We start from the raw sequence: 17,561 nt of genomic DNA, 5'->3' as shown, positions 1-17,561 counted from the left end.
CCGGGACGTTAACCCTTCGCGGCGGGAGCTGTCTCCTTCGGATTCCGTACTGTTGTCCGCCCTCCGACGACCGGATAACAGGCCAGCCCGATCAGTACGGAGAGGAAATGCCCCAGATCCGTGAAGGTGCGCCCGGCCGCCAACGGCACCCCGTACACAAGGAGCACGACACCGGCGTACGCATACCGCCACGGCACCGCGATCCGGTAGGTCAGCACGGCCACGACCCCCGCCAGCGCGTAACTCACCCCGATGTCCAGCGTGTCCACGGCGGACCGCGCCGCCATCCCGTGCCGGATCGCCCACAGCAGCGCGCCCTCACTGATCAGCGAAGCGAGCACATGCGCGGACGCACAGACCACCAGCCACCGCGCGGTCCCCAGCCAGCGCTCGGCCTGCGCGTGGAAAACGGTGTACAGGGCGGCGTACGGCAGCCAGTACCCGCCGTCGATCCACATCGCGCTGGCGACCAGCACCCGCACCGGGTTGCTCGACAGCTCATGGATGTTGGTGGACCGCTGCCGCAGGAACTCCGCCTCGAACTCCGGCGACATACGGTGCAGCGCGACGGTCGTCACGAACAGGATGCCCAGCCAGACATAGGTGCCGGGGGCGCTGCGGACGTACGCCCACACCTTGCTCGGACCCCGGTCAATTCGCATGAACCGATTCACGCACGCGGGTAACGTCCGGCGGGTGATCGACATTCCGAGCGCGCTGGCGGCGTCACAGGCGGAGTTCAACGGGGAGGCGGGGCGGGCGTTCATCGCCGGGCTGCCGGAGCTGACGGCCGGGTTCCTGGAGCGCTGGGAGCTGACGGTCGACGGACGGCCGATGCACGGGGTCGCCGCCCTGGTCGTGCCCGTCGTCCGCGCCGACGGCAACCAGGCCGTGCTGAAGCTTCAGCTCCTCGACGAGGAGAGCGAGGGCGAACCGGTCGCGCTGCGCGTGTGGGACGGCGACGGGGCGGTACGGCTCCTCGACCACGACCCGGCCACCGGCACGATGCTCCTCGAACGCCTCGACGCGACCCGCATGCTGTCGCATCTCGGCGACACCCGCGAGGCCGTCCTCGTCATCGCCCGTCTGCTGGCGCACCTCACCTCCGTACCGGCCCCGCAGGACATGCGCCGCCTCGGCGACATCGCCCTGGCCATGCTGGACCGGACCCCCGGAGCGCTGGAACGGATCCCCGACCCGCAGGCCCGCCGCCTGGTCGCCGACTGCGCGGCCGCCGTACGAGAAGTCGTCGACGACCCAGGCGACCGCCTTCTGCACTGGGACCTCCACGACGAGAACGTCCTCGCCTCCGACCGCGCCCCCTGGCTCGCCATCGACCCCAAACCGCTGTCCGGCGACCCGGGCTTCGAACTGTGGCCCGCCCTCGCCAACCGCTTCGACGCGGACGAGATCATCTGGCGCTTCGACGCGATGACGGACGTCCTCGGCCTGGACCGGGCACGCGCGCGTGCCTGGACGCTGGGGCGGCTGCTCCAGAACTGCCTCTGGGACATCGAGGACGGACGCCCGCTGGAGGAGGAGCAGTTGGAAATCGCGCGACGGCTGAGAGGCTGAGAAACCACCCCGGCCGGCCGGAGCATGATCCGGTGGGTGCACGGACGGCTACGTACAGTGCCGCCACCGATCCACGTCCCGAACCTCGTGGCTTGGGGAAACACACTCTGTGTACAGTGGTGGCGCCTTCGCGTACGGCATCGTTGTACGCGCTGCCTCCTTAGCTCAGATGGCCAGAGCGGGTCACTTGTAATGATCAGGTCGTCGGTTCGATTCCGACAGGGGGCTCTGTGATGTGGTCGGTACCGAAGTCGCCTGACGTGCGCAACGCGGAGATCGCGGCGCGAGCGGTGTCGGCGAGCACGCCGGCTGCCAGCCCGCTACGGGCCAGGCAGTCGATGCCTCTGATCGTCACCAGCATGAGGTGGCCCAAGGCCTTCGCGTCCTTGGCCGGATCCACCTCACCGACGGCCTGCCCCTCCCGCACGGCCGCCTCGAAGGCGCCGGCGATCTCCTCGTAGGCACGCTTGGCGACCTGGGCCACGTCCTCGTCGATGGCCGCCATGTCGACGGTCACCTTGGTGAGGTAGCACCCGAGCGGCGGAGACTGACGAATCATCTGGTCGGTGGTCGTCAGCAGGTAGCCCTCGATGCGCTTCAGCGGGGACGGTTCGGCCTCCTCCGCGAGCAGCGCCTTCCTGGCTCCGGCGACGAGGCCCTCGCAGTAGTCACGGAACGTACGCAGGAACAGCTCGTGCTTGTACCCGTAGGCCTTGTAGATGCTGCCCTTGCCCAGGCCGGTGACCTCCATGAGGTCATACGTCGAGGTCCCGTCGTAGCCACGGGACCAGAACTGCTGCCGTATGACGGCCGGCATCTGCCCGTCGTCGTGCTCCTCGTCGGGATCCGCCATACGGCTTTGTTGACCGATCGGACCACAAAACCGGGAAGGGTCCAAGTACTCCCATGAGCACCGTCGAAGACAAGAACTTGGTCAGGAGTCTGCCGGCGGAGTTGCGGCACGAATGCGAACTGATCATGACGGAAGGGGACATGGTCATGGTGCGCGGGCGTTTCTCAGGTCACGGACAGCCGGCCCCGTGGATCGCCGCCGACTTTCTCCACGTCAAGGACGGCATCCTGCTGGAGCACTGGGACGTGATCGAGGAGGAAGTCTCACGAAAGGAATCGGTGAGCGGTCTGCCCATGTACGGCGACTCGTTCCCCGAGGACCGCCGTCACACCTCTCACATATCTGGGTGAGAGACCGGAATCGACGCCCCGGATAGCTTCTCGGTACGACACCGTCTGCGACAAAGGACAGGTCAGATGACCAAGAGTGACGAATCGTTCATGACCGTCGAAGAGGCGCGCAGGATCTCGGCCCCGCTCTACGAGGCGCTGAACAAACCGAGCGAGAAGAACGTCTCGGAACTTCTGGCCCAGGCCTGCAACGACGACTATCACTCGTACCACACGAATCAGGAATTCCTGACGCGCGACCAGTTGGCCGACGTATTCAGGGGCATGGGAGAGACCGTGCCGGATCTTGCATGGGAAGTCGTCGACATCCATGTGGTCGACGACACGATGATCGTGCGCGGAGAGGCGACGGGAACGCCGGTCAAGGAATTCTGGGGCGCCGCTCCGACCGGAAAGTCCTTCCGGACGATGGCAATCGATGTTTTCACCGTTCGCGACGGAAAACTGGCGAAGGGCTACCACATCGAGAATTGGGCGACGGCACTCCAACAACTCAACGCCTGATTCACACGCTCGCCCTCAGCAGGAGGAACGTATGTCCACCGAGACAGCCCTCGGTTACGACGTGTTCGTGGCCGACCCCATGCCCATGAACAGCTCCGGGCCACTGCCCGACGGCGAGCCTCGCAGGTATCAGCCCATCGCCGTCACCCTGATCCAGGGCCGCTCCGACGCCGTGCTGGTCGACCCGCCGCTGACCACCGCGCAGGCGAACGCGGTCGGTGACTGGGTCGAGGCGACCGGCAAGCGGCTGACCCACATCCTTGCCACCCACGGACACGGTGACCACTGGTTCACGGCCGGCATGCTCGCCGAGCGCTTCGGCGCCCAGGTGGTGGCCTCCGCCGGAACCATCCAGCAGATGCACGGCAACGTCGGCGCCCGCGAAGTGCTGTGGGACAAGATGTGGCCCGGTCAGATCCCGCCGTCCCCTGTCACGGCGGTCACCGTCCCGGACGACCGCCTCGAACTCGAGGGCCATGAGCTGCGCCTCGTGGAGGTCGGACACGCGGACTCCGAGGACTGTACGGTCCTGCACGTGCCGGACCTCGGCCTGGTGGCGGCCGGCGACGTGATCTACAACGGTGTCCACCAGTACCTGGCCGAGTCGCCGGACGGTGACTTCACTGCCTGGCGCGAAGCCGTCGACGCCGTCGCCGCGCTGGCGCCCAGCAGGATCGTCGCAAGCCATCAGAACCGGACCCTCGACGACGACGCGTCCCGACTCATCACGGAGCACCGCCGCTACCTCGATGACGCCGAAGCCGCGCTGGCGCAGTACGAGAAACCGGTCGACTTCTTCAACGCCATGCGGGAGCGCTACCCGGACTTCATCGGTACGACCGTCCTGTGGGTCAGCGCACGAGCCCTCTACCTCGCCCGCGAGGGCGGCGACCCGATCGAGAACCTCGTGACCGCCTGGCTGTGAGTGACGAGGTGTAGGCGAGCCGGGCCGCTTACGCACGGCTCCGAGGGAGCCGAGCAGCGCATCATCGTCCTCGCCGCGACCTGCCGTGGGCGTATTCTCGGGCGGGTGCGAGGCGATATCCCCGCGATGACCGACGAGGGCTCGAACCTGGTCGGGCGGCGGCAGGAGACGGACCGGCTCCGCGGTCTTGTCGGCCCGCCCTATCCGGAAGGCCGCCGACTGCTGCTCCTGGGCGACGCGGGCGTGGGCAAGACCGCGTTGGTGGCGGAGGCCGCCGCGCATGCCCGGTCGGCGGGGGTCCGTATCCTCGCCGCCACCGGCCGTGAGTCGGAGCAGTCCATGGTGTTCGCCGGGCTGTACCAGCTGCTGCGCCCCGTACTGGACCGAGTGGACGCACTGCCGGTCCGCCAGGCCGAGGCGCTGCGCGGTGCCTTCGGGATCTCCGCGGAACCGGCGCCGCCGGACGCCCTGCTGACGGGGATCGCCGTGCTCACCCTGATGTCCCAACTGGCGGACGAGCAACCGCTGTTGGTGTGGGTGGACGACGCCCAGTGGCTCGACCGCGCATCGCTCGACGCTCTCGCCTTCGCCGCCCGGCGGGTGGAGTCGGAGCCTCTGGTGCTGCTGCTCAGCGCACGTGGGACGGCTCCCCCGGCCGGCTTCGAACGCGACTTTCCGCAGCTTCGGCTGCCGCCGCTGGACCTGCCCGACGCCGGCCGGCTGCTGGACGCCCAGCCGCGTCCGCCGCGCGGGCGGCCCCGCGAACAGGTGCTCGCCCAGGCGGGCGGCAATCCGCTGGCGCTGATCGAGCTGGCGAAGGTGATCGCGGAGGATCCCGACGCGGGCCGTCGCTGGGTGACCGAGCCGCTCCCGCTGACCACCCAGCTCACCACCGTCATGGCCGCCCAGTTCACGGCCCTGCCGGCGGCCGCGCGGTCCGCGCTGCTGATCGCCGCGGTGGCCGAGAGCCCGGACGTGGCGGCCGCCGTCCCGGGGCTGTCGGCCGGCGCGCTGGCCCCGGCGGAGGCGGCCGGTCTGATCCGGCTGGACGCACACGGCCCCCAGTTCACGCATTGCCTCGTCCGGATGGCCGTCTACCACGCGGCGCCGTTCACCGATCGCTCCGCGGCGCACCGGCAGGTCGCAGACGCCCTGCGTGACCAGCCCGACCGCCATGCCTGGCATCTGGCCGCCGCGGCGCTGGAACCCGACGAACAGATCGCCGTACTCCTCGAAACGAGCGCTGCCCAGGCGCAGCGCCGTGGTGGCGCCGCCGCGGCGGCGTCCGCCCTGGAACGCGCCGCCGAGCTCAGCCCCGACGAACACGACAAGGCCCGGCGACTGCTCGCCGCCGCCGATCTCGCCCAGTCCGCCGGACAGGCCGACTGGGTGCTGGCGCTGGCCGAGAAGGTACTCACCCTGACCTCCGAGCCGGATCTCCGCATCGCCGCCCGCTTCGGCATCGGCTGGGCGCTTCAGTGGTCGAACCGCCACGCGGAGGCGTTCGAAACGCTCCTCGCCCTCGCCGCCGAGGCAGGCGCACGGCTGCCGGACGTGGCGTGGGGCGCCACCTCCATGGCCGCCACCGTCGCCCACCAGACCGGAAAGGCCGACACGGTCACCCGGGCCCGTGCCGCGCTCGGCGCCCTGGACGCATCCGCCCCCGCGCCCGAGGGGGTCGCGCAGGAGTACCGGATCTGGCTGAAGGCCTGCACGAACCCGTACGTCGACCGGGACGAGACCGTCGCCGAACTGCACCGGCTGGCCGACGCCTCCCCCGCCGACCCCGGCATGGTGGGCGCCGCCGCCTGGGTCCTCAACGAGACCGAGACCGCGGTCGGTCTGATGCGCGGATACCTCACCGAGTTGCGTGCCCCGGGTGTGCGCGGCGCCAGCGGCGGGGTGCTCTCGGCGCTGGAATGGGCGTACATCGACAGCGGCCGCTGGGACGAGGCCCTCGCCGCCGCGCGTGAGGCCAACGACATCGCCGCCGCCTACAAGATGGAGACCGTCGCCGGTTCCGCCGACCTCACCATCGCCACCGTCGCGGCCATGCGCGGCGACTTCGGCGACGTAGGGCCGCTGCTGACCCGCGTACACGCGGCCGTGGACGTCGCCGAATACGGCGGTTACGCCGCCAGAATCCGGCACACCGCGGGCCTCGCCGAACTCGCCAAGGGCAACCACGGCGCCGCCTACACGCAGCTTCGCCGGCACTTCGCCGAGGACGGCACGGCGCTGCACCACACCTTCTCCTACCTCGCCATCGCCGACCTCGCCGCCGCCGCGGCCCGTGCCGAACGGCCCTCGGAGGCGCGGACCCTGCTGGAACGCGCGCTGGCCCGGATCAGCCCCGCACCCGGTCCCCGGCTGGATCAGCTCGCCGGCCGCGCGCGAGGTCTGCTCGCCGACCCCGACACCGCCGAGAAGCACTTCGTCACGGCACTGGCCGACCCGGCCGGTGAGGTGTGGCCCTTCGAACGCGCCCAGCTCCAACTGGACTACGGGGAGTGGCTGCGCCGGCAGCGACGCGTCAACGACGCCAAACCCGTCCTCGGCGCGGCCCTGGAGACCCTTCGCCGCCTCGGTGCGGCCCCCTGGACCCGGCGGGCGGAGTCCGAACTACGGGCCTGCGGTGTGAGTGTGCGATCCCCCCGCGCCGCGAGCGCGCTGGACGAACTCACCACCCAGCAACGCGAGATCGTCGTCCTGGCCGGCAGCGGACTGACCAACGGCGAGATCGCCGACCGGCTGTTCCTGTCGCCACGCACCGTCGCCTCCCATCTGTACCGTTCCTTCCCCAAACTCGGCATCGCGGGCCGCCACCAGCTTCGCGACCTCATCGACCGGCACACCGCGAACGGCGGCTAGGGCCTGTCCGGCCCGGTGTCGGCGCGGGTCACTTCAGTCAAGTTGCTGATGCCGTTCGCGCAGGTCCCGTTGTTAGCTTCCGATGCGGAACGTCCGGACGGGACGGAGTGGGAGATGTTCGGGCCGCTGCGCGGGAGAAGCGAGGAGATGGCGCGGGCACTCGCCGTCGTACGCGCCGCCGCCCGGTACGGCAGGGGCGGGGTGCTGCTGGTCTCCGGACCGGCCGGGATCGGTAAGTCGGCGCTGCTGAGCGAGGTGCGCCGGCAGTCGTCGGCGCTGAAGCTGCGTGTCGTCGGCGGCAAGTGCGACGAGATCGAGCAGGTGAGTCCGGGGGCACCGGTCATCGCGCTGTTGCGGTCGGGGCGCCGCCCGCTGCTGGACGCCTCCGAGTACGAGGAGATCTCGGCCGCCGCGAGCGAACCGCTGTTGGTCGCAGAGCGCATCGCGGCCCGCCTGGCGGTGGCGGCGACAGCGCACCCGCTGGTCATCACGCTCGACGACGCCCAGTGGGTGGACCGTACGAGCCGCTTCCTGCTGCGTGCGCTGGTCTCGCGGCTGGCCGGGCAGCCCGTCGTGTGGGTGTTCGCGGGCCGCGACAGCGGGCTCGAGGGCGACCTGGTCTGCGGTGACCCCATCCTGGTCGAGGAGATTCCGCTCGGGCCGCTGGACACCACGGACCTGGTCGCGATGGCGCACGACCGGCTGGGCCGGCTGCCCGGCACACGCGCCCGGCGGTTCCTCGACGCCCTCGACGGCAGCCCGCTGCTGGCCACGCGCCTCGTCGACCAGCTGGTCCGTGACACGACCGGCGGTGACGTCGACAGGATGGCGGCCGAGTTCCACGCGTCCATCGCGCATCGGCTGGCGGCACTGCCCGCGGCCGCCCGGGATCTGGTGCAGCTCGTGGCGGTGGCGGGCGGCGCTCTGCCGACGTGGGAAGCGGCCGGGCTGCTGGGCGCCGCGACCGGAGATGCGGGGGTGGACGGCGAGCGTGTCTGCGGACAGGCGATCGACGCCGGCCTGCTGGTCGTGAACGGTGCCGCACTGGGCTTCCGCCACGACCTCGTCGAGGAGGCCGTCCACGCCGCGATCGACGCAGGCCGCCGACACGGGCTCCATCGGGCCCTCGCCGCCCAATGCCTCGCCGCGGGACGTGTGCCGATGGCCGCCGCTCATGCCCGTGAGGCATGCAGCCCCGGTGACACGGCGGCCGCGGCGCTCCTGATCTCGGCGGCCGAGGCCCTCGTGGATCCGAATCCGGCCGAGGCCGGCGAATGCGCTGACCTGGCGTTCCGTACGCTCCGGATCACACAGCCGGAGTGGCAGGAGCTCAGCCGTCGCTGTCTGGCCGTGCTGTGCCGTACGGAGCGTGCGGCCGACGCCGTCGCGGTCGCCGACGCGATCGCGGCGCAGGCCGGTGACCCCGATCTCGTCGGCGAGGTGGAGGCCCGCGTGGCGAGCGCCCTGTGGTTCGGCGGGCGCGTCGGCGAGCTGCGCGCACGCGCCGACCGGGCCCTGCGGGCGGTGACGCTCTCGCCCCGGGTCGCGGCGCGTCTGCGGGCCGCCCGAGCGCTGGCCGACGCCGGGCTCGCGCGCGGCGACACAGCGCTCCGGCATGCCGAGGGGGCGCTCGAAGAGGCCCGCTTGAACGGCGACCGGGAGGCGGTGACGTCGGCGCTGTGGGCGGCCGCGGTCGCCGCCGGCAACGAATCCCGGCATCTGCAAGCCCTGCGGCACTACCAGGACATGCGCTCGCTGGGCTGTACGGACCATCTCGCGGACGAGATCGCCGAGTTGCAGTCCCTGGACCGCCACGACCACGCCCGGGCGCTGCTACGGCGACTGCGCCCCGACACCGAGCGCGTCACCGACGCGCTGCCCGCCGTACATCGCGCCCAGATGTGGTCGGACTTCCACCTCGGCCGCCTCGATGACGCCGACGCCACCGCCCGGGCCCTGGCCGAGCTGGGTCTGCGGCTGGGCACCCACCTCCTCGTGCTCGACGCGTTCGTCGTACGGGCGGCGGTCCACCTGCTCCGCGGCGACCTCCCGACCGCCGCCGCCCAGCTCGAGCAGGCGGACGGTCTGACACACATCGACGACGCCCTGCGCGATCCCGCCCTGGCGGTGATGCGCGGCTGGCTGCGTGCGGCCCAGGGTGACCTGCGGTCGGCGGTGGACGTCCTGCTCCCGCTCCTCCACGACACCGGCCGGGCCCACCCGTACCGGCAGTTGTGGCCGTGGTGGACGGGATGGTTCGAGGAACTCGACAGCACACCCGCCGGCGACGACCTCACCCAGCTCATGGCGGAGGCGGCGCACACCACGGCCGCCCGCAATCCCGGGGTGGCGAGCTTCGAAGGCGTCGCCCTGAATCTGCTCGGCCGCCGTATGCGGGACCTGGAGACGATCGAGCGCTCGGCGAAGCTGCTCGCCGCCGGCCCGCGCGCCGTGTTCCGGGCCGGCGGCGCCGACTCCTTGGGCCGTGCCCTGCTGGCCGCGGGGCGCCGGACCGAGGGCCTGGAACAGCTGGACCACGCCTGGGACGAGTACCACGCGATAGGTGCGCACCATCCTCGTACGGCGGTGCAGCGGGCGATGCGCGAGGCGGGAGCCCGACGTGTGAAGTGGTGCGCCGTCGCAGCACCGGACGCCGGTACGCCCGGTCTGTCGAGGGCCGAGCAACGAGTCGCCGCGCTCATCGGCGCCGGCCACACCAACAAGTCCGCCGCCGCCGAACTCGGTATCTCCGTCAACACCATCGGAACCCATCTGCGCGCCGTGTTCAAGAAGCTCAACATCCAGTCCCGGGTGCAGCTGGCCAACGCACTCCACGGACACGAGGAAACGCTCTGGCTGACCGAAGCCAGCGGCCTGGCCGGTTCGTCCTGACCGCCGCTCACACAATCGAGTTGGCAGCTGAACGGGATCTTCAGCTTCTTCAGCGGCCTCTCAGCCGCCCGGCGAAAGAGTTGCCCCGTACTCGATCCCGACGGGACCGGGGGCCGGAACAGGACCGGCATCCCCTGTGTCCTCTCACGAAGGAGCAGATCCCATGAACATGCAATGGCGCAGGGTTTCACGCCGCCGGGGCATGGTGACGGCCGGCGCGTTGGCCGTACTCCTCGCCGCGGGCGGAGCCGCTTCGGCAGCGACCTCGGGCCACGCCCCCACGACCAACCACGACGGCGTCACCCTCGAGGAGGTGCCCGGCGTGGAGCTGCCGGACGCCGAGGACCTGCCGGTGGGCGAGGTCGAGATCGTGGATGGGGGTCAGCCCGTCGTAGTCGAGGACGACACCCTGTAAACGACCCGCTTCCACAGAGCGCTCGGCTGGGACACCCAGCCGAGCGCTTTCCCATCACTGCTCCACGAATTCACTGGCCATGCAGGCATATTGACAGTCTGAAGATTGACAGTCCCCGGCGGGCCGATCTTCAGACATTAGGCAATTAAGCCTGCGTCAAGCCCGGTTGAGCCGTCATCACCGCAGACCGAGTGTGCGTCACGGTGCATTCCACCGACTTTCGAGAAGCCCTCATATGCCCCCATGTCCCCGCCGGGACACGGGATATCACCGGTGTGGAATACGGTAGATCGCTACTGCTAGTGTTCATTCAGTCACGGTAGGCAATCAGCCTCGACGTACAGGTAATGAAAGACCGAGGGTTCCATGCGCAAGCTTCAGCAGGTCATGATCGTCGCAGCGGCGGCCGGCAGCCTTACCGCCGTCGGCGCCGGTGCCGGTACCGCTTTCGCCCACGACGGCGGGCGCGCGCCGAAGGTGGCCGACCGTCCGCACGTGTCCGACCTCTACCGCCCCTACCAGGAGTGCAGCCCGCAGACGGTGGCCGAGGGCGACCTCCCGATCGGCGTGCTCGGTCTCGCCGAGACCTTCGACACCACCTGCGGCCAGTTCAACAACGCCTTCACTGGCTGAGGTCGGCGGCGTAGTCGTGCGCGACGCCTTCCGCGGGCCCCTCGGGGGCACCCCCCGAAGGGGCCCGCTCACGTGCGGCCACCCGGAGCGCGCGGCCGCTCCGCCGGTACGCACGCGTTCGCGACGGCCCTGAAATCCGGCGCCGCGATGAGCGGTTGCACCCGCAGTCCCAGGACCTGAACCTCCTCTCCGACATCCCCCACCTAGGAGACGCAACACATGTTCAACGGGAAGAAGATCGCGGCCGTCACGGGACTTCTCGGCGGCCTCGCCATGACCTGCTTCGGCGCCTCCCAGGCCTACGCCGCCTCAGGCCCGGGCGTGTGCACCTTCGACGCCGAGGGCAACATCGTCTGCGCCCAGCGGATCGTGGGCCAGACGCCCGAGGGTGACGCGTTCACCGTCAACCGGACAGTGAACTGCCAGCCGACACAACCTTTGACCCTGCCTGCCCCCGGCCTGCTGAACAACGGGCAGACGCGGATCGGGCCCCAGATCACCTGTGCCGACCTGACGCCCGGAGCGCAGGCACCCGAGAGCGACGCCAAGGACGGCGGTCCGCTGCTGGCTCGCCTGCTCGGCGGCTGAGCCTCCCCTCGAACAACGATGGCCGGACCAGGGCGACTTGGACCGGCCATCCGCCGTTTCGGCAAACGGGTGACCGCGCCCCGCCACCCGTGACTCCCCCTCGGGGCAACGTCGTTTCCACATCGCCAGCCCTGTCATCCGACACGACACACAGAAGGACAAAAGGTCCCAAATTGCTACGGTCTGCGTGTATATGCTCACACTAAGTAGTCAAGCCAGGGCATCAAGCCCCGGAAAGAAAGGGTCAATTCAATGCGCAAGTTTCAGCGCGTTGCGGTCGTAGCCGCAGCGGTCGCAGGTCTGTCCGCCATGGGTCTCGGCGCCGGTACGGCCTTCGCCCACGAGAACGACGGTACGGACATCGTCGCGGTGGCGACCTCGCAGGCCAACGCTGTTGCCACGTGGGGCACTCCGCACGGCGGGACGCACTCCGCTCCGCAGGCTGCTCCGCAGGCCGCCCCCCAGGTTGCTCCGCAGGCCGCCCCGCAGGCTGCCCCCCAGGCTGCTCCGCAGTACGCCGCGCCCGAGGGCTACGGCGAGTACTCCGCTCCGTACATCGCCAAGTAAATAAGCGCCGTGGGTTCGATGCGCGAGTTTCAGGGCACTGCGATTGTCGTCGTGACAGCGGCGGGTCGGGTGGCTGCGCATTCCGCGCCACAGTGGGCCCCATAAGCCGTTTCGCAGGCGGTCGCGCCGCAGTTCGCACCCTGGTCGGCCCAGCACCTCGGCCGCCTCGCGGACCATCGCGACGCACGTCGCCTCGAGCGTCACGACAGGCGCATCGACCTCCGTCGGAACCACGTATGCACATTGCACGATCTGAAGGCAGCCCGGACGCGCGGCAAACCCACCAGGGTGCGCGTCCGGGCTGCAGCAATGCTCGGGCCCGCGCCGGTCAACGGCCCAGGCGCCGGGCCCCGATTGCAAAGGAAAGCAGCACATGATCGGTCGACAGAAGATCGCAACCGTCTCTGGGCTCCTTGGAACTCTCGCCGTGCTCTACGGCGGTGCCGGGCACGCATACGCCGACGTGCCCGCGCGTGATTGCAAGGCCTCCGCCCAGGGTGACATCACGTGTGTTCGCAAGAGCGAGACTGTCCACAAGGACAAGCAGGGCGGGTACGTCATCCAGCAGAAGCATGACTGCTCGACGATCGAACGGCCGCGCCTGGCGTTCCCCCAGAGCGCCACGGTGAACGGCGGGACCACCAGGATCGGGCCGGTCGTGGACTGCTCCAACAAGGTCGAGCTGCCCAAGGGTGTCAAGGTGCCGAAATTCGACTTCTGAGGCCCGATCAGAAAATGCCGGACCGGGATTGATCCCGGTCCGGCATTTTCGTTTTGAGGCTTTGGCTTACTTGTTTTACTTGTCGAAGGCGGTGTTGTCGCAGCCCATCGACGAGCCCAGACCGGTCTCCTGCGTGCCCGAGTTGCCCTCGCCGTTCAGCAGGTTGCCACCCACGCCGTTGAGGATGCCGACCTGGCCGAGGACGGAGACGTTGGCGTCGTGCGACCTGCAGTTGGTGCTCTGCTGGACGTTGATGGTCGTGCCGTTCTTGCCCCGGCCGCCCTTGCCCCCGTGCCCGTCGTGCCCGTCGGCGAGGGCGGTGCCGGCGCTCAGGAGTCCGACGCTGCCGAGGGCGACGACCAGGACGGCGGCCTTGCGGAGCTTGTGCATGTTCATCTCCGGTGGAGTGGAGTGGGTGCGATCTGCAACAGATCGACTTCGTACAGTTACGGAGGGTAATAAGAAATATTTCAAAGCACCCGACGGCACGCCGAATTCGGGAAAGTGTCACCACCTTGGCCGAAGGACGGAAAATACTTGACGCCGCGCGCAAATAGCGATGTCGGTAGAGCGCAAAAAGGGGTCCCGGCACCGAGCCTGCGGCTCGATACCGGGACCTGTTTCCCGTCCAGGCCGCCCGTGGCGGCCGTCACGCGATCAGAACGCGCTGTTGTTGCAGCCCATCGACGAGCCGAGGTGGGTGTCCTGCCCACCGGCGTTGCCCTCGCCGTTGAGCGCGTTGCCCAGCAGGCCGTTGAGGACGCCGACCTGGCCGAGGACGTCGAGGTTCAGGTCGTGCGACTTGCAGTTGGAGCTCTGCAGGACGCTGAACTTGCCCCCGTCCTTGCCGCCGTGACCGTCCTGGCCGTTGGCGCTGGCGGAGCCGGCGCTCAGGATCCCGACGCTGCCGAGGGCGACGACCACCACGGCGGCCTTGCGAAGCTTGTGCATGTCATCTCCGGTGGAGTGAGGTGGGTTCGATCTGTGAAAGATCGACTTCGTACAGTTACGGGAGATTAATAGGAAATATCCCAACATGCCCGGCGACGCGCCGAGGTTCGTAATGTCGTACTGGAAGCCACTCTGAAGCCGCATCGCGCAGCCCGTCGCTCAGCTGCCGCTCGGTGTGCTCCGACAGACGGGCGGCGTCGACGCCCTGTTGGGTATCAACGCCGCCCGGCCTCGGTCCACTTCTGAAATACGCCCTAGCGGCCTGCGCGGGCGTGGGCGAAGGAATTCGCCTGGCTGTTCGCCTGGTCGCAGTCGACGCCCTTGTTCTCGGCGGCGGCGAGTACGGCGACCGGGACGGCGGCGTTGAGCACGGACTGCGGGCTGCACTCCTGGGAGGGGCGGAAGAGGTTGGTCTGGCTCAGCGGGTCACCCTGCGCCGGGGCCGCCTGCGGCGCCGCTTGCGGGGTGATCTGCGGGTTGAACTGCGGGCTCAGCTGGGGGTTGACCTGCGGGCTGACATCGGCGCCCCGCTGCGGGGCGGCCTGCCGCTGCATGGCCGGGCCGGAGCTGTGCGAAGTGGCCTGAGAGGAAGTCAGCGCGGCGGCCTGCGCGTCCGGCTGCGAAACGGGGGGCGGGGCACCGTTGTACGCCACGGGGGCGGAGAAGCTTGGGCCGGCGCCGACGGTGGACAGACCGCCGGCTGCTGCGACGACGAGCGCGACCTGCTGAAGCTTGCGCATGGAACCTCGGCCCTTCATTGACCTGTGCACGGAACGTATTGAAATTCTGATGTGTGCCAGTGCAGCCAACGAGACAACTTCGGTTCCAGTCACGTGAGTCGGGGTGCGGTCACCCATTTGCAGCGTGAGCCGATAATCCGATCGATGGCAAATGAGTGACGACGTTTTGGAGCCCGTGACCAGGCCGGGTGGAATTTCGTTGCCAGCTGAGAGAGGGCAGCGATCTTGAATTGGAGAGGGGCGTCGGATCCGCTGCCGGCTCCAGCGTGAAGTCCACATGACAGCCCAGGAATTACCCCTGTTAGGGCGCAGCACGAACATCAGACTGAGCGCACGCAAGACTGCACTGAATACAACGGATTTTCCTTGCACAGGTAATGAAGGGCATGAGGGTTCCATGCGCAAGCTTCACAAGGCCGCGCTCGTCGTAGCAACGGCCGGCGGTCTGTCCGCCATCGGCGCCGGCGTCAGCCATGCCGACTCTCCCGTCGGGTACGGCGCCGCCGCGGCGCCTGCTCCCCCGTACTACCCGGCGCCGCAGTACGCGCCGGCGCCCGCTCCTCAGTACCAGGCGCCCCAGTACTACGCACCGGCGCCGGCTCCTCAGTACCAGGCGCCGCAGTACGCGCCGGCCCCCCAGTACCAGGCGCCCCAGCAGGCCCAGGCAGTGGCCAATTCGATGGGCACCGCGGAGGTCAGGGGCCAGCAGCCGTACCAGCAGCCGGCGCCGCAGTACGCCCCGGCGCCGGCCCCGGCCCCCGCCCCCGCCCCCGCCCCCGCCCCGGCTCCTGCCCCGCAGCACGCTGGCCAGGCCTCGGCGTGGGCCTCGTCGACGGGCACCGCGCAGGCCTCCAACTCGCCTTACGGGCAGCAGCAGGCCGCTCCGCAGCAGCCGCAGGTGGTGCCGCAGGTCTCCCCGCAGTCGTCGCCGCAGGTCACCCCGCAGGTGGCCCCGCAGGTCGCCGTTCCGCAGGTGTTCAACCCGGAGCCCCCGCCGCGCGTCGCCCCGCAGGTGAACCCGGAGGTGAACCCCCAGGTGAACCCGCTCATCAACCCGCTGATCGCGCCGACGGGCGGCGGCGTACCGCAGGTGCCCGGGCTCGGCCTCGGCCAGGTCGCGGCGCCTCCCGTGGGCCAGTTGGGTCTGCCCCGACTCGGCTGATCGTCCCCCCGCAGTAAGTACATCCGCTCGTTCAACGGAGAAGAAATGCACAAGCTTCAGAAGGTCGCCCTCGTGGGTGCTGTCCTCGGCAGTGTCGGCTCCTTCGGCGTCAGCCCCGCCCTCGCGCACGACCACGGTCGCGGTGGCGAGCGGGGCAACGACTTCGACGTGACGCAGAGCATCGAATGTCGCTCGCACGACATGAACATCGACATCCTCGGCAGCGTCGGCGCCATCAACGGCGCGCTGGGCAACGCGCTCAACGGCGAGGGCAACCCGGGCGCGCAGCCGACCGACCTCGGTTCGGACATGGGCTGCAACAGCGAGGCGTTCTGAGCAGACCGTCTGAAGCGTTCGGGACCGTAGCGGCGCCGGATGTTCCTCCGAGCGCACCGTGATCGGCCTCGCAGTCCAACGCCCGCACCATCACGGTGCGGGCGTAGTTCTGCACCGCCCATCGCGCCGTATGCGCTCGGTAATCACCTCGTAACTCTACGTGTATGGTGCTGGAGTGGTCTCTTGGAGGTGCTCGGTGTCGTGCAGAACCGATTCGCGATGGGAAGGGTATGGCGACCTGTCGCATGAGACTGTCCTGTGCCGACGAGATGCTGCTGCTCAACGGATGTCCGGGAGTTGTCGGCCTGGCGGCGGTCTTCTCCGGTGAGCGGCCCGATGTGGCCGAGGTACGGGCGCGCGTCGCCGAGCGGTGGACGGGCCTGGAGCGGATGAACCGTGTGCTCGACCGCGCGCGGTGGGTCGTACCGGGCCCGTTCGATCCCGCCGTGCATGTCGTCCCGGCCCGGAACAAGTTGGACGACCTGTGGGCGGAGAGCGTGGACCGGCCGCTTGCCGGCGGGGTGCCGCCCTGGCGGCTCTTCGTGGTCCCGGATGCCGCGCACGGCGGCGGTTTCGCCCTGGCGCTGGTGGCTCAGCATGTGCTGCTGGACGGACGCTCCCTGATGACGGTGATGCGGTCGTTGATGGACGACCCCGCGCAGGTGAGGGGGGCGGCCCGGCCGGCGCCCCTGTCGCGTACCGGGCTGCGGGCGACGGGCAGGGAGCTCAGGGCGATGACGGCCCGGGGACAGGCCCTGCCGATGGAGTCGCCGGGGCGGACGTCCGCCTCGGTCGCGGTGAGCGCACTGTCCGCGCACACGGTCCGAGCCGCACGCCGGCAGCCCGCCGAGGGCCGTGGCGCGACGCTGAACGAACTGCTCGTTGGAGCGGTGGCCGGCGCGCTGCGTGCCGAGTACGGGCCCGTACGGCGGTGGCGCGAGTGGGATGAACCGGCGTACACGGCCGTGCCGTGCGATCTGCGCACCCGGACCGATCCGAGCGAACTCGGCAATGCCCTCACGGTGGTTCGGGTCCCCTTGCCCGTCGACGTGGACGAACCCGTGGCGCGTCTGCGGGCGTGTCAGACCGCGCTGGCCGGGGTCCCCGCACGGGCCGCCGTACACGACACCGTGCTGTTTCCCGCAGCGGAAGCGGCACGGCGGACGGGCCCGTGGGTGACCCGACTCCTCACCAACCGCGGCCGCCACTCCTGCTTTGCGGCGACCGCGACGACAGCCATCAAGTGGCCCGGCGGATCGAGTACCTTCCACGGCCGCACGCTCGTGCGCGCTGTCGGTCTGCCGCCCCTGCACCACCCGGGCACGGCCAGCTTCGCCCTGGCCCAGGCGGGGGACGCGGTCACGCTCACCGTGGTGTGCAACCTGCGCCCGAACGACGCGCGGCGGCTCGCCGACGCGGTCGTCGCGGAGTTCGAGACCTGGGCTCGGCACACCCAACCCTGACGGCACCAGGAAACG

The 17,561-nt window shown here is 69.8% G+C and carries 19 protein-coding genes and 1 tRNA gene; 15 read left to right on the top strand and 5 right to left on the bottom strand.

From position 1 onward, the window contains the following. Nucleotides 1-8 precede the first annotated feature (8 nt). Entirely contained in the window at nucleotides 9-662 is a 654-nt protein-coding gene (locus ACIHFB_RS31950; protein ID WP_365275495.1) for a rhomboid-like protein, read from the bottom strand. On the opposite strand from ACIHFB_RS31950, the gene ACIHFB_RS31945 reads away from it, so the two are divergent. Both ACIHFB_RS31945 and ACIHFB_RS31940 read left to right on the top strand, forming a co-directional pair. Beyond that, the gene (locus tag ACIHFB_RS31945) at nucleotides 661-1,575 is read left to right on the top strand and encodes an aminoglycoside phosphotransferase family protein (RefSeq protein ID WP_400128773.1); all 915 of its coding nucleotides are present in this window, start codon (nucleotides 661-663) and stop codon (nucleotides 1,573-1,575) included. The genes ACIHFB_RS31950 and ACIHFB_RS31945 overlap by 2 nt on opposite strands. Nucleotides 1,576-1,729: 154 nt before the next feature. Next, a tRNA-Thr gene (locus ACIHFB_RS31940) sits at nucleotides 1,730-1,803 on the top strand. Here ACIHFB_RS31940 and ACIHFB_RS31935 read toward each other — a convergent pair. Then, complete coding sequence (locus ACIHFB_RS31935) at nucleotides 1,772-2,428, bottom strand: TetR/AcrR family transcriptional regulator (RefSeq protein ID WP_400128772.1); 657 nt, start codon at nucleotides 2,426-2,428, stop codon at nucleotides 1,772-1,774. The genes ACIHFB_RS31940 and ACIHFB_RS31935 overlap by 32 nt on opposite strands. Before the next feature lie 53 nt (nucleotides 2,429-2,481). On the opposite strand from ACIHFB_RS31935, the gene ACIHFB_RS31930 reads away from it, so the two are divergent. From ACIHFB_RS31930 to ACIHFB_RS31885, 10 genes are all read left to right on the top strand, one after another. After that, nucleotides 2,482-2,778 carry a hypothetical protein gene (locus ACIHFB_RS31930; protein WP_365275486.1) on the top strand — a complete coding sequence of 99 codons (297 nt, stop codon included), beginning with the start codon at nucleotides 2,482-2,484 and terminating at the stop codon, nucleotides 2,776-2,778. 66 nt (nucleotides 2,779-2,844) lie between these two features. Further along, nucleotides 2,845-3,282 (top strand): ester cyclase, encoded by a 438-nt coding sequence (locus ACIHFB_RS31925; RefSeq protein WP_400128771.1) that lies wholly within the window; start codon nucleotides 2,845-2,847, stop codon nucleotides 3,280-3,282. A 31-nt stretch (nucleotides 3,283-3,313) separates the two neighbouring features. Next, complete coding sequence (locus ACIHFB_RS31920) at nucleotides 3,314-4,207, top strand: MBL fold metallo-hydrolase (RefSeq protein WP_400128770.1); 894 nt, start codon at nucleotides 3,314-3,316, stop codon at nucleotides 4,205-4,207. Between the two features lie 105 nt (nucleotides 4,208-4,312). Then, nucleotides 4,313-7,078, top strand: a complete 2,766-nt coding sequence (locus ACIHFB_RS31915) for an AAA family ATPase (protein ID WP_400128769.1) — start codon at nucleotides 4,313-4,315, stop codon at nucleotides 7,076-7,078. A gap of 114 nt (nucleotides 7,079-7,192) precedes the next feature. Further along, a complete protein-coding gene (locus tag ACIHFB_RS31910; protein ID WP_400128768.1) occupies nucleotides 7,193-9,970 on the top strand; it encodes an AAA family ATPase in 2,778 nt (925 codons plus the stop codon). A 163-nt stretch (nucleotides 9,971-10,133) separates the two neighbouring features. Then, nucleotides 10,134-10,385 carry a hypothetical protein gene (locus tag ACIHFB_RS31905; protein WP_365275473.1) on the top strand — a complete coding sequence of 84 codons (252 nt, stop codon included), beginning with the start codon at nucleotides 10,134-10,136 and terminating at the stop codon, nucleotides 10,383-10,385. Between the two features lie 366 nt (nucleotides 10,386-10,751). Continuing rightward, nucleotides 10,752-11,018, top strand: a complete 267-nt coding sequence (locus ACIHFB_RS31900; RefSeq protein ID WP_365275471.1) for a hypothetical protein — start codon at nucleotides 10,752-10,754, stop codon at nucleotides 11,016-11,018. Between the two features lie 219 nt (nucleotides 11,019-11,237). Then, on the top strand, nucleotides 11,238-11,606 hold the full coding sequence (locus ACIHFB_RS31895) for a hypothetical protein (RefSeq protein WP_365275469.1): 369 nt from the start codon (nucleotides 11,238-11,240) through the stop codon (nucleotides 11,604-11,606). Nucleotides 11,607-11,858: 252 nt separating this feature from the next. After that, a complete protein-coding gene (locus ACIHFB_RS31890) occupies nucleotides 11,859-12,173 on the top strand; it encodes a hypothetical protein (protein ID WP_365275466.1) in 315 nt (104 codons plus the stop codon). A 373-nt stretch (nucleotides 12,174-12,546) separates the two neighbouring features. After that, complete coding sequence (locus ACIHFB_RS31885) at nucleotides 12,547-12,894, top strand: hypothetical protein (protein ID WP_365275464.1); 348 nt, start codon at nucleotides 12,547-12,549, stop codon at nucleotides 12,892-12,894. A gap of 75 nt (nucleotides 12,895-12,969) precedes the next feature. Here the strand turns inward: ACIHFB_RS31885 and ACIHFB_RS31880 are convergent, their stop codons facing one another. The 3 genes from ACIHFB_RS31880 to ACIHFB_RS31870 all read right to left on the bottom strand — a co-directional run bounded on the left by ACIHFB_RS31880 (nucleotide 12,970) and on the right by ACIHFB_RS31870 (nucleotide 14,585). Continuing rightward, entirely contained in the window at nucleotides 12,970-13,284 is a 315-nt protein-coding gene (locus ACIHFB_RS31880) for a hypothetical protein (protein ID WP_365275461.1), read from the bottom strand. A 267-nt stretch (nucleotides 13,285-13,551) separates the two neighbouring features. After that, the gene (locus ACIHFB_RS31875; RefSeq protein ID WP_365275458.1) at nucleotides 13,552-13,845 is read right to left on the bottom strand and encodes a hypothetical protein; all 294 of its coding nucleotides are present in this window, start codon (nucleotides 13,843-13,845) and stop codon (nucleotides 13,552-13,554) included. Between the two features lie 254 nt (nucleotides 13,846-14,099). Next, nucleotides 14,100-14,585 (bottom strand): hypothetical protein, encoded by a 486-nt coding sequence (locus tag ACIHFB_RS31870; RefSeq protein ID WP_365275455.1) that lies wholly within the window; start codon nucleotides 14,583-14,585, stop codon nucleotides 14,100-14,102. 397 nt (nucleotides 14,586-14,982) lie between these two features. On the opposite strand from ACIHFB_RS31870, the gene ACIHFB_RS31865 reads away from it, so the two are divergent. From ACIHFB_RS31865 to ACIHFB_RS31855, 3 genes are all read left to right on the top strand, one after another. After that, the gene (locus tag ACIHFB_RS31865) at nucleotides 14,983-15,747 is read left to right on the top strand and encodes a hypothetical protein (protein ID WP_365275452.1); all 765 of its coding nucleotides are present in this window, start codon (nucleotides 14,983-14,985) and stop codon (nucleotides 15,745-15,747) included. Between the two features lie 45 nt (nucleotides 15,748-15,792). Further along, entirely contained in the window at nucleotides 15,793-16,083 is a 291-nt protein-coding gene (locus tag ACIHFB_RS31860) for a hypothetical protein (protein ID WP_365275449.1), read from the top strand. Between the two features lie 245 nt (nucleotides 16,084-16,328). Further along, nucleotides 16,329-17,546, top strand: coding sequence for a WS/DGAT domain-containing protein (locus ACIHFB_RS31855; RefSeq protein WP_365275446.1), 1,218 nt, complete (start codon nucleotides 16,329-16,331; stop codon nucleotides 17,544-17,546). Nucleotides 17,547-17,561 lie beyond the last annotated feature (15 nt).

The organism is Streptomyces sp. NPDC051963 (genome assembly GCF_044593495.1).
Taxonomy (GTDB): domain Bacteria; phylum Actinomycetota; class Actinomycetes; order Streptomycetales; family Streptomycetaceae; genus Streptomyces.
The sequence above is the reverse complement of the archived record's forward strand: the minus strand, read 5'-3'. Positions and strand labels throughout refer to the sequence as shown.

What these genes read in the sequence shown, in the direction of transcription:
- ACIHFB_RS31885 (WP_365275464.1), top strand. Translation starts at nt 12,547, where the DNA reads ATGATCGGTCGACAGAAGATCGCAACCGTCTCTGGGCTCCTTGGAACT.
- ACIHFB_RS31950 (WP_365275495.1), bottom strand. Translation starts at nt 662, where the DNA reads ATGCGAATTGACCGGGGTCCGAGCAAGGTGTGGGCGTACGTCCGCAGC.
- ACIHFB_RS31920 (WP_400128770.1), top strand. Translation starts at nt 3,314, where the DNA reads ATGTCCACCGAGACAGCCCTCGGTTACGACGTGTTCGTGGCCGACCCC.
- ACIHFB_RS31935 (WP_400128772.1), bottom strand. Translation starts at nt 2,428, where the DNA reads ATGGCGGATCCCGACGAGGAGCACGACGACGGGCAGATGCCGGCCGTC.
- ACIHFB_RS31875 (WP_365275458.1), bottom strand. Translation starts at nt 13,845, where the DNA reads ATGCACAAGCTTCGCAAGGCCGCCGTGGTGGTCGTCGCCCTCGGCAGC.
- ACIHFB_RS31905 (WP_365275473.1), top strand. Translation starts at nt 10,134, where the DNA reads ATGAACATGCAATGGCGCAGGGTTTCACGCCGCCGGGGCATGGTGACG.
- ACIHFB_RS31895 (WP_365275469.1), top strand. Translation starts at nt 11,238, where the DNA reads ATGTTCAACGGGAAGAAGATCGCGGCCGTCACGGGACTTCTCGGCGGC.
- ACIHFB_RS31900 (WP_365275471.1), top strand. Translation starts at nt 10,752, where the DNA reads ATGCGCAAGCTTCAGCAGGTCATGATCGTCGCAGCGGCGGCCGGCAGC.
- ACIHFB_RS31855 (WP_365275446.1), top strand. Translation starts at nt 16,329, where the DNA reads ATGAGACTGTCCTGTGCCGACGAGATGCTGCTGCTCAACGGATGTCCG.
- ACIHFB_RS31860 (WP_365275449.1), top strand. Translation starts at nt 15,793, where the DNA reads ATGCACAAGCTTCAGAAGGTCGCCCTCGTGGGTGCTGTCCTCGGCAGT.
- ACIHFB_RS31945 (WP_400128773.1), top strand. Translation starts at nt 661, where the DNA reads ATGAACCGATTCACGCACGCGGGTAACGTCCGGCGGGTGATCGACATT.
- ACIHFB_RS31865 (WP_365275452.1), top strand. Translation starts at nt 14,983, where the DNA reads ATGCGCAAGCTTCACAAGGCCGCGCTCGTCGTAGCAACGGCCGGCGGT.
- ACIHFB_RS31880 (WP_365275461.1), bottom strand. Translation starts at nt 13,284, where the DNA reads ATGCACAAGCTCCGCAAGGCCGCCGTCCTGGTCGTCGCCCTCGGCAGC.
- ACIHFB_RS31870 (WP_365275455.1), bottom strand. Translation starts at nt 14,585, where the DNA reads ATGCGCAAGCTTCAGCAGGTCGCGCTCGTCGTCGCAGCAGCCGGCGGT.
- ACIHFB_RS31890 (WP_365275466.1), top strand. Translation starts at nt 11,859, where the DNA reads ATGCGCAAGTTTCAGCGCGTTGCGGTCGTAGCCGCAGCGGTCGCAGGT.
- ACIHFB_RS31910 (WP_400128768.1), top strand. Translation starts at nt 7,193, where the DNA reads ATGTTCGGGCCGCTGCGCGGGAGAAGCGAGGAGATGGCGCGGGCACTC.
- ACIHFB_RS31925 (WP_400128771.1), top strand. Translation starts at nt 2,845, where the DNA reads ATGACCAAGAGTGACGAATCGTTCATGACCGTCGAAGAGGCGCGCAGG.
- ACIHFB_RS31930 (WP_365275486.1), top strand. Translation starts at nt 2,482, where the DNA reads ATGAGCACCGTCGAAGACAAGAACTTGGTCAGGAGTCTGCCGGCGGAG.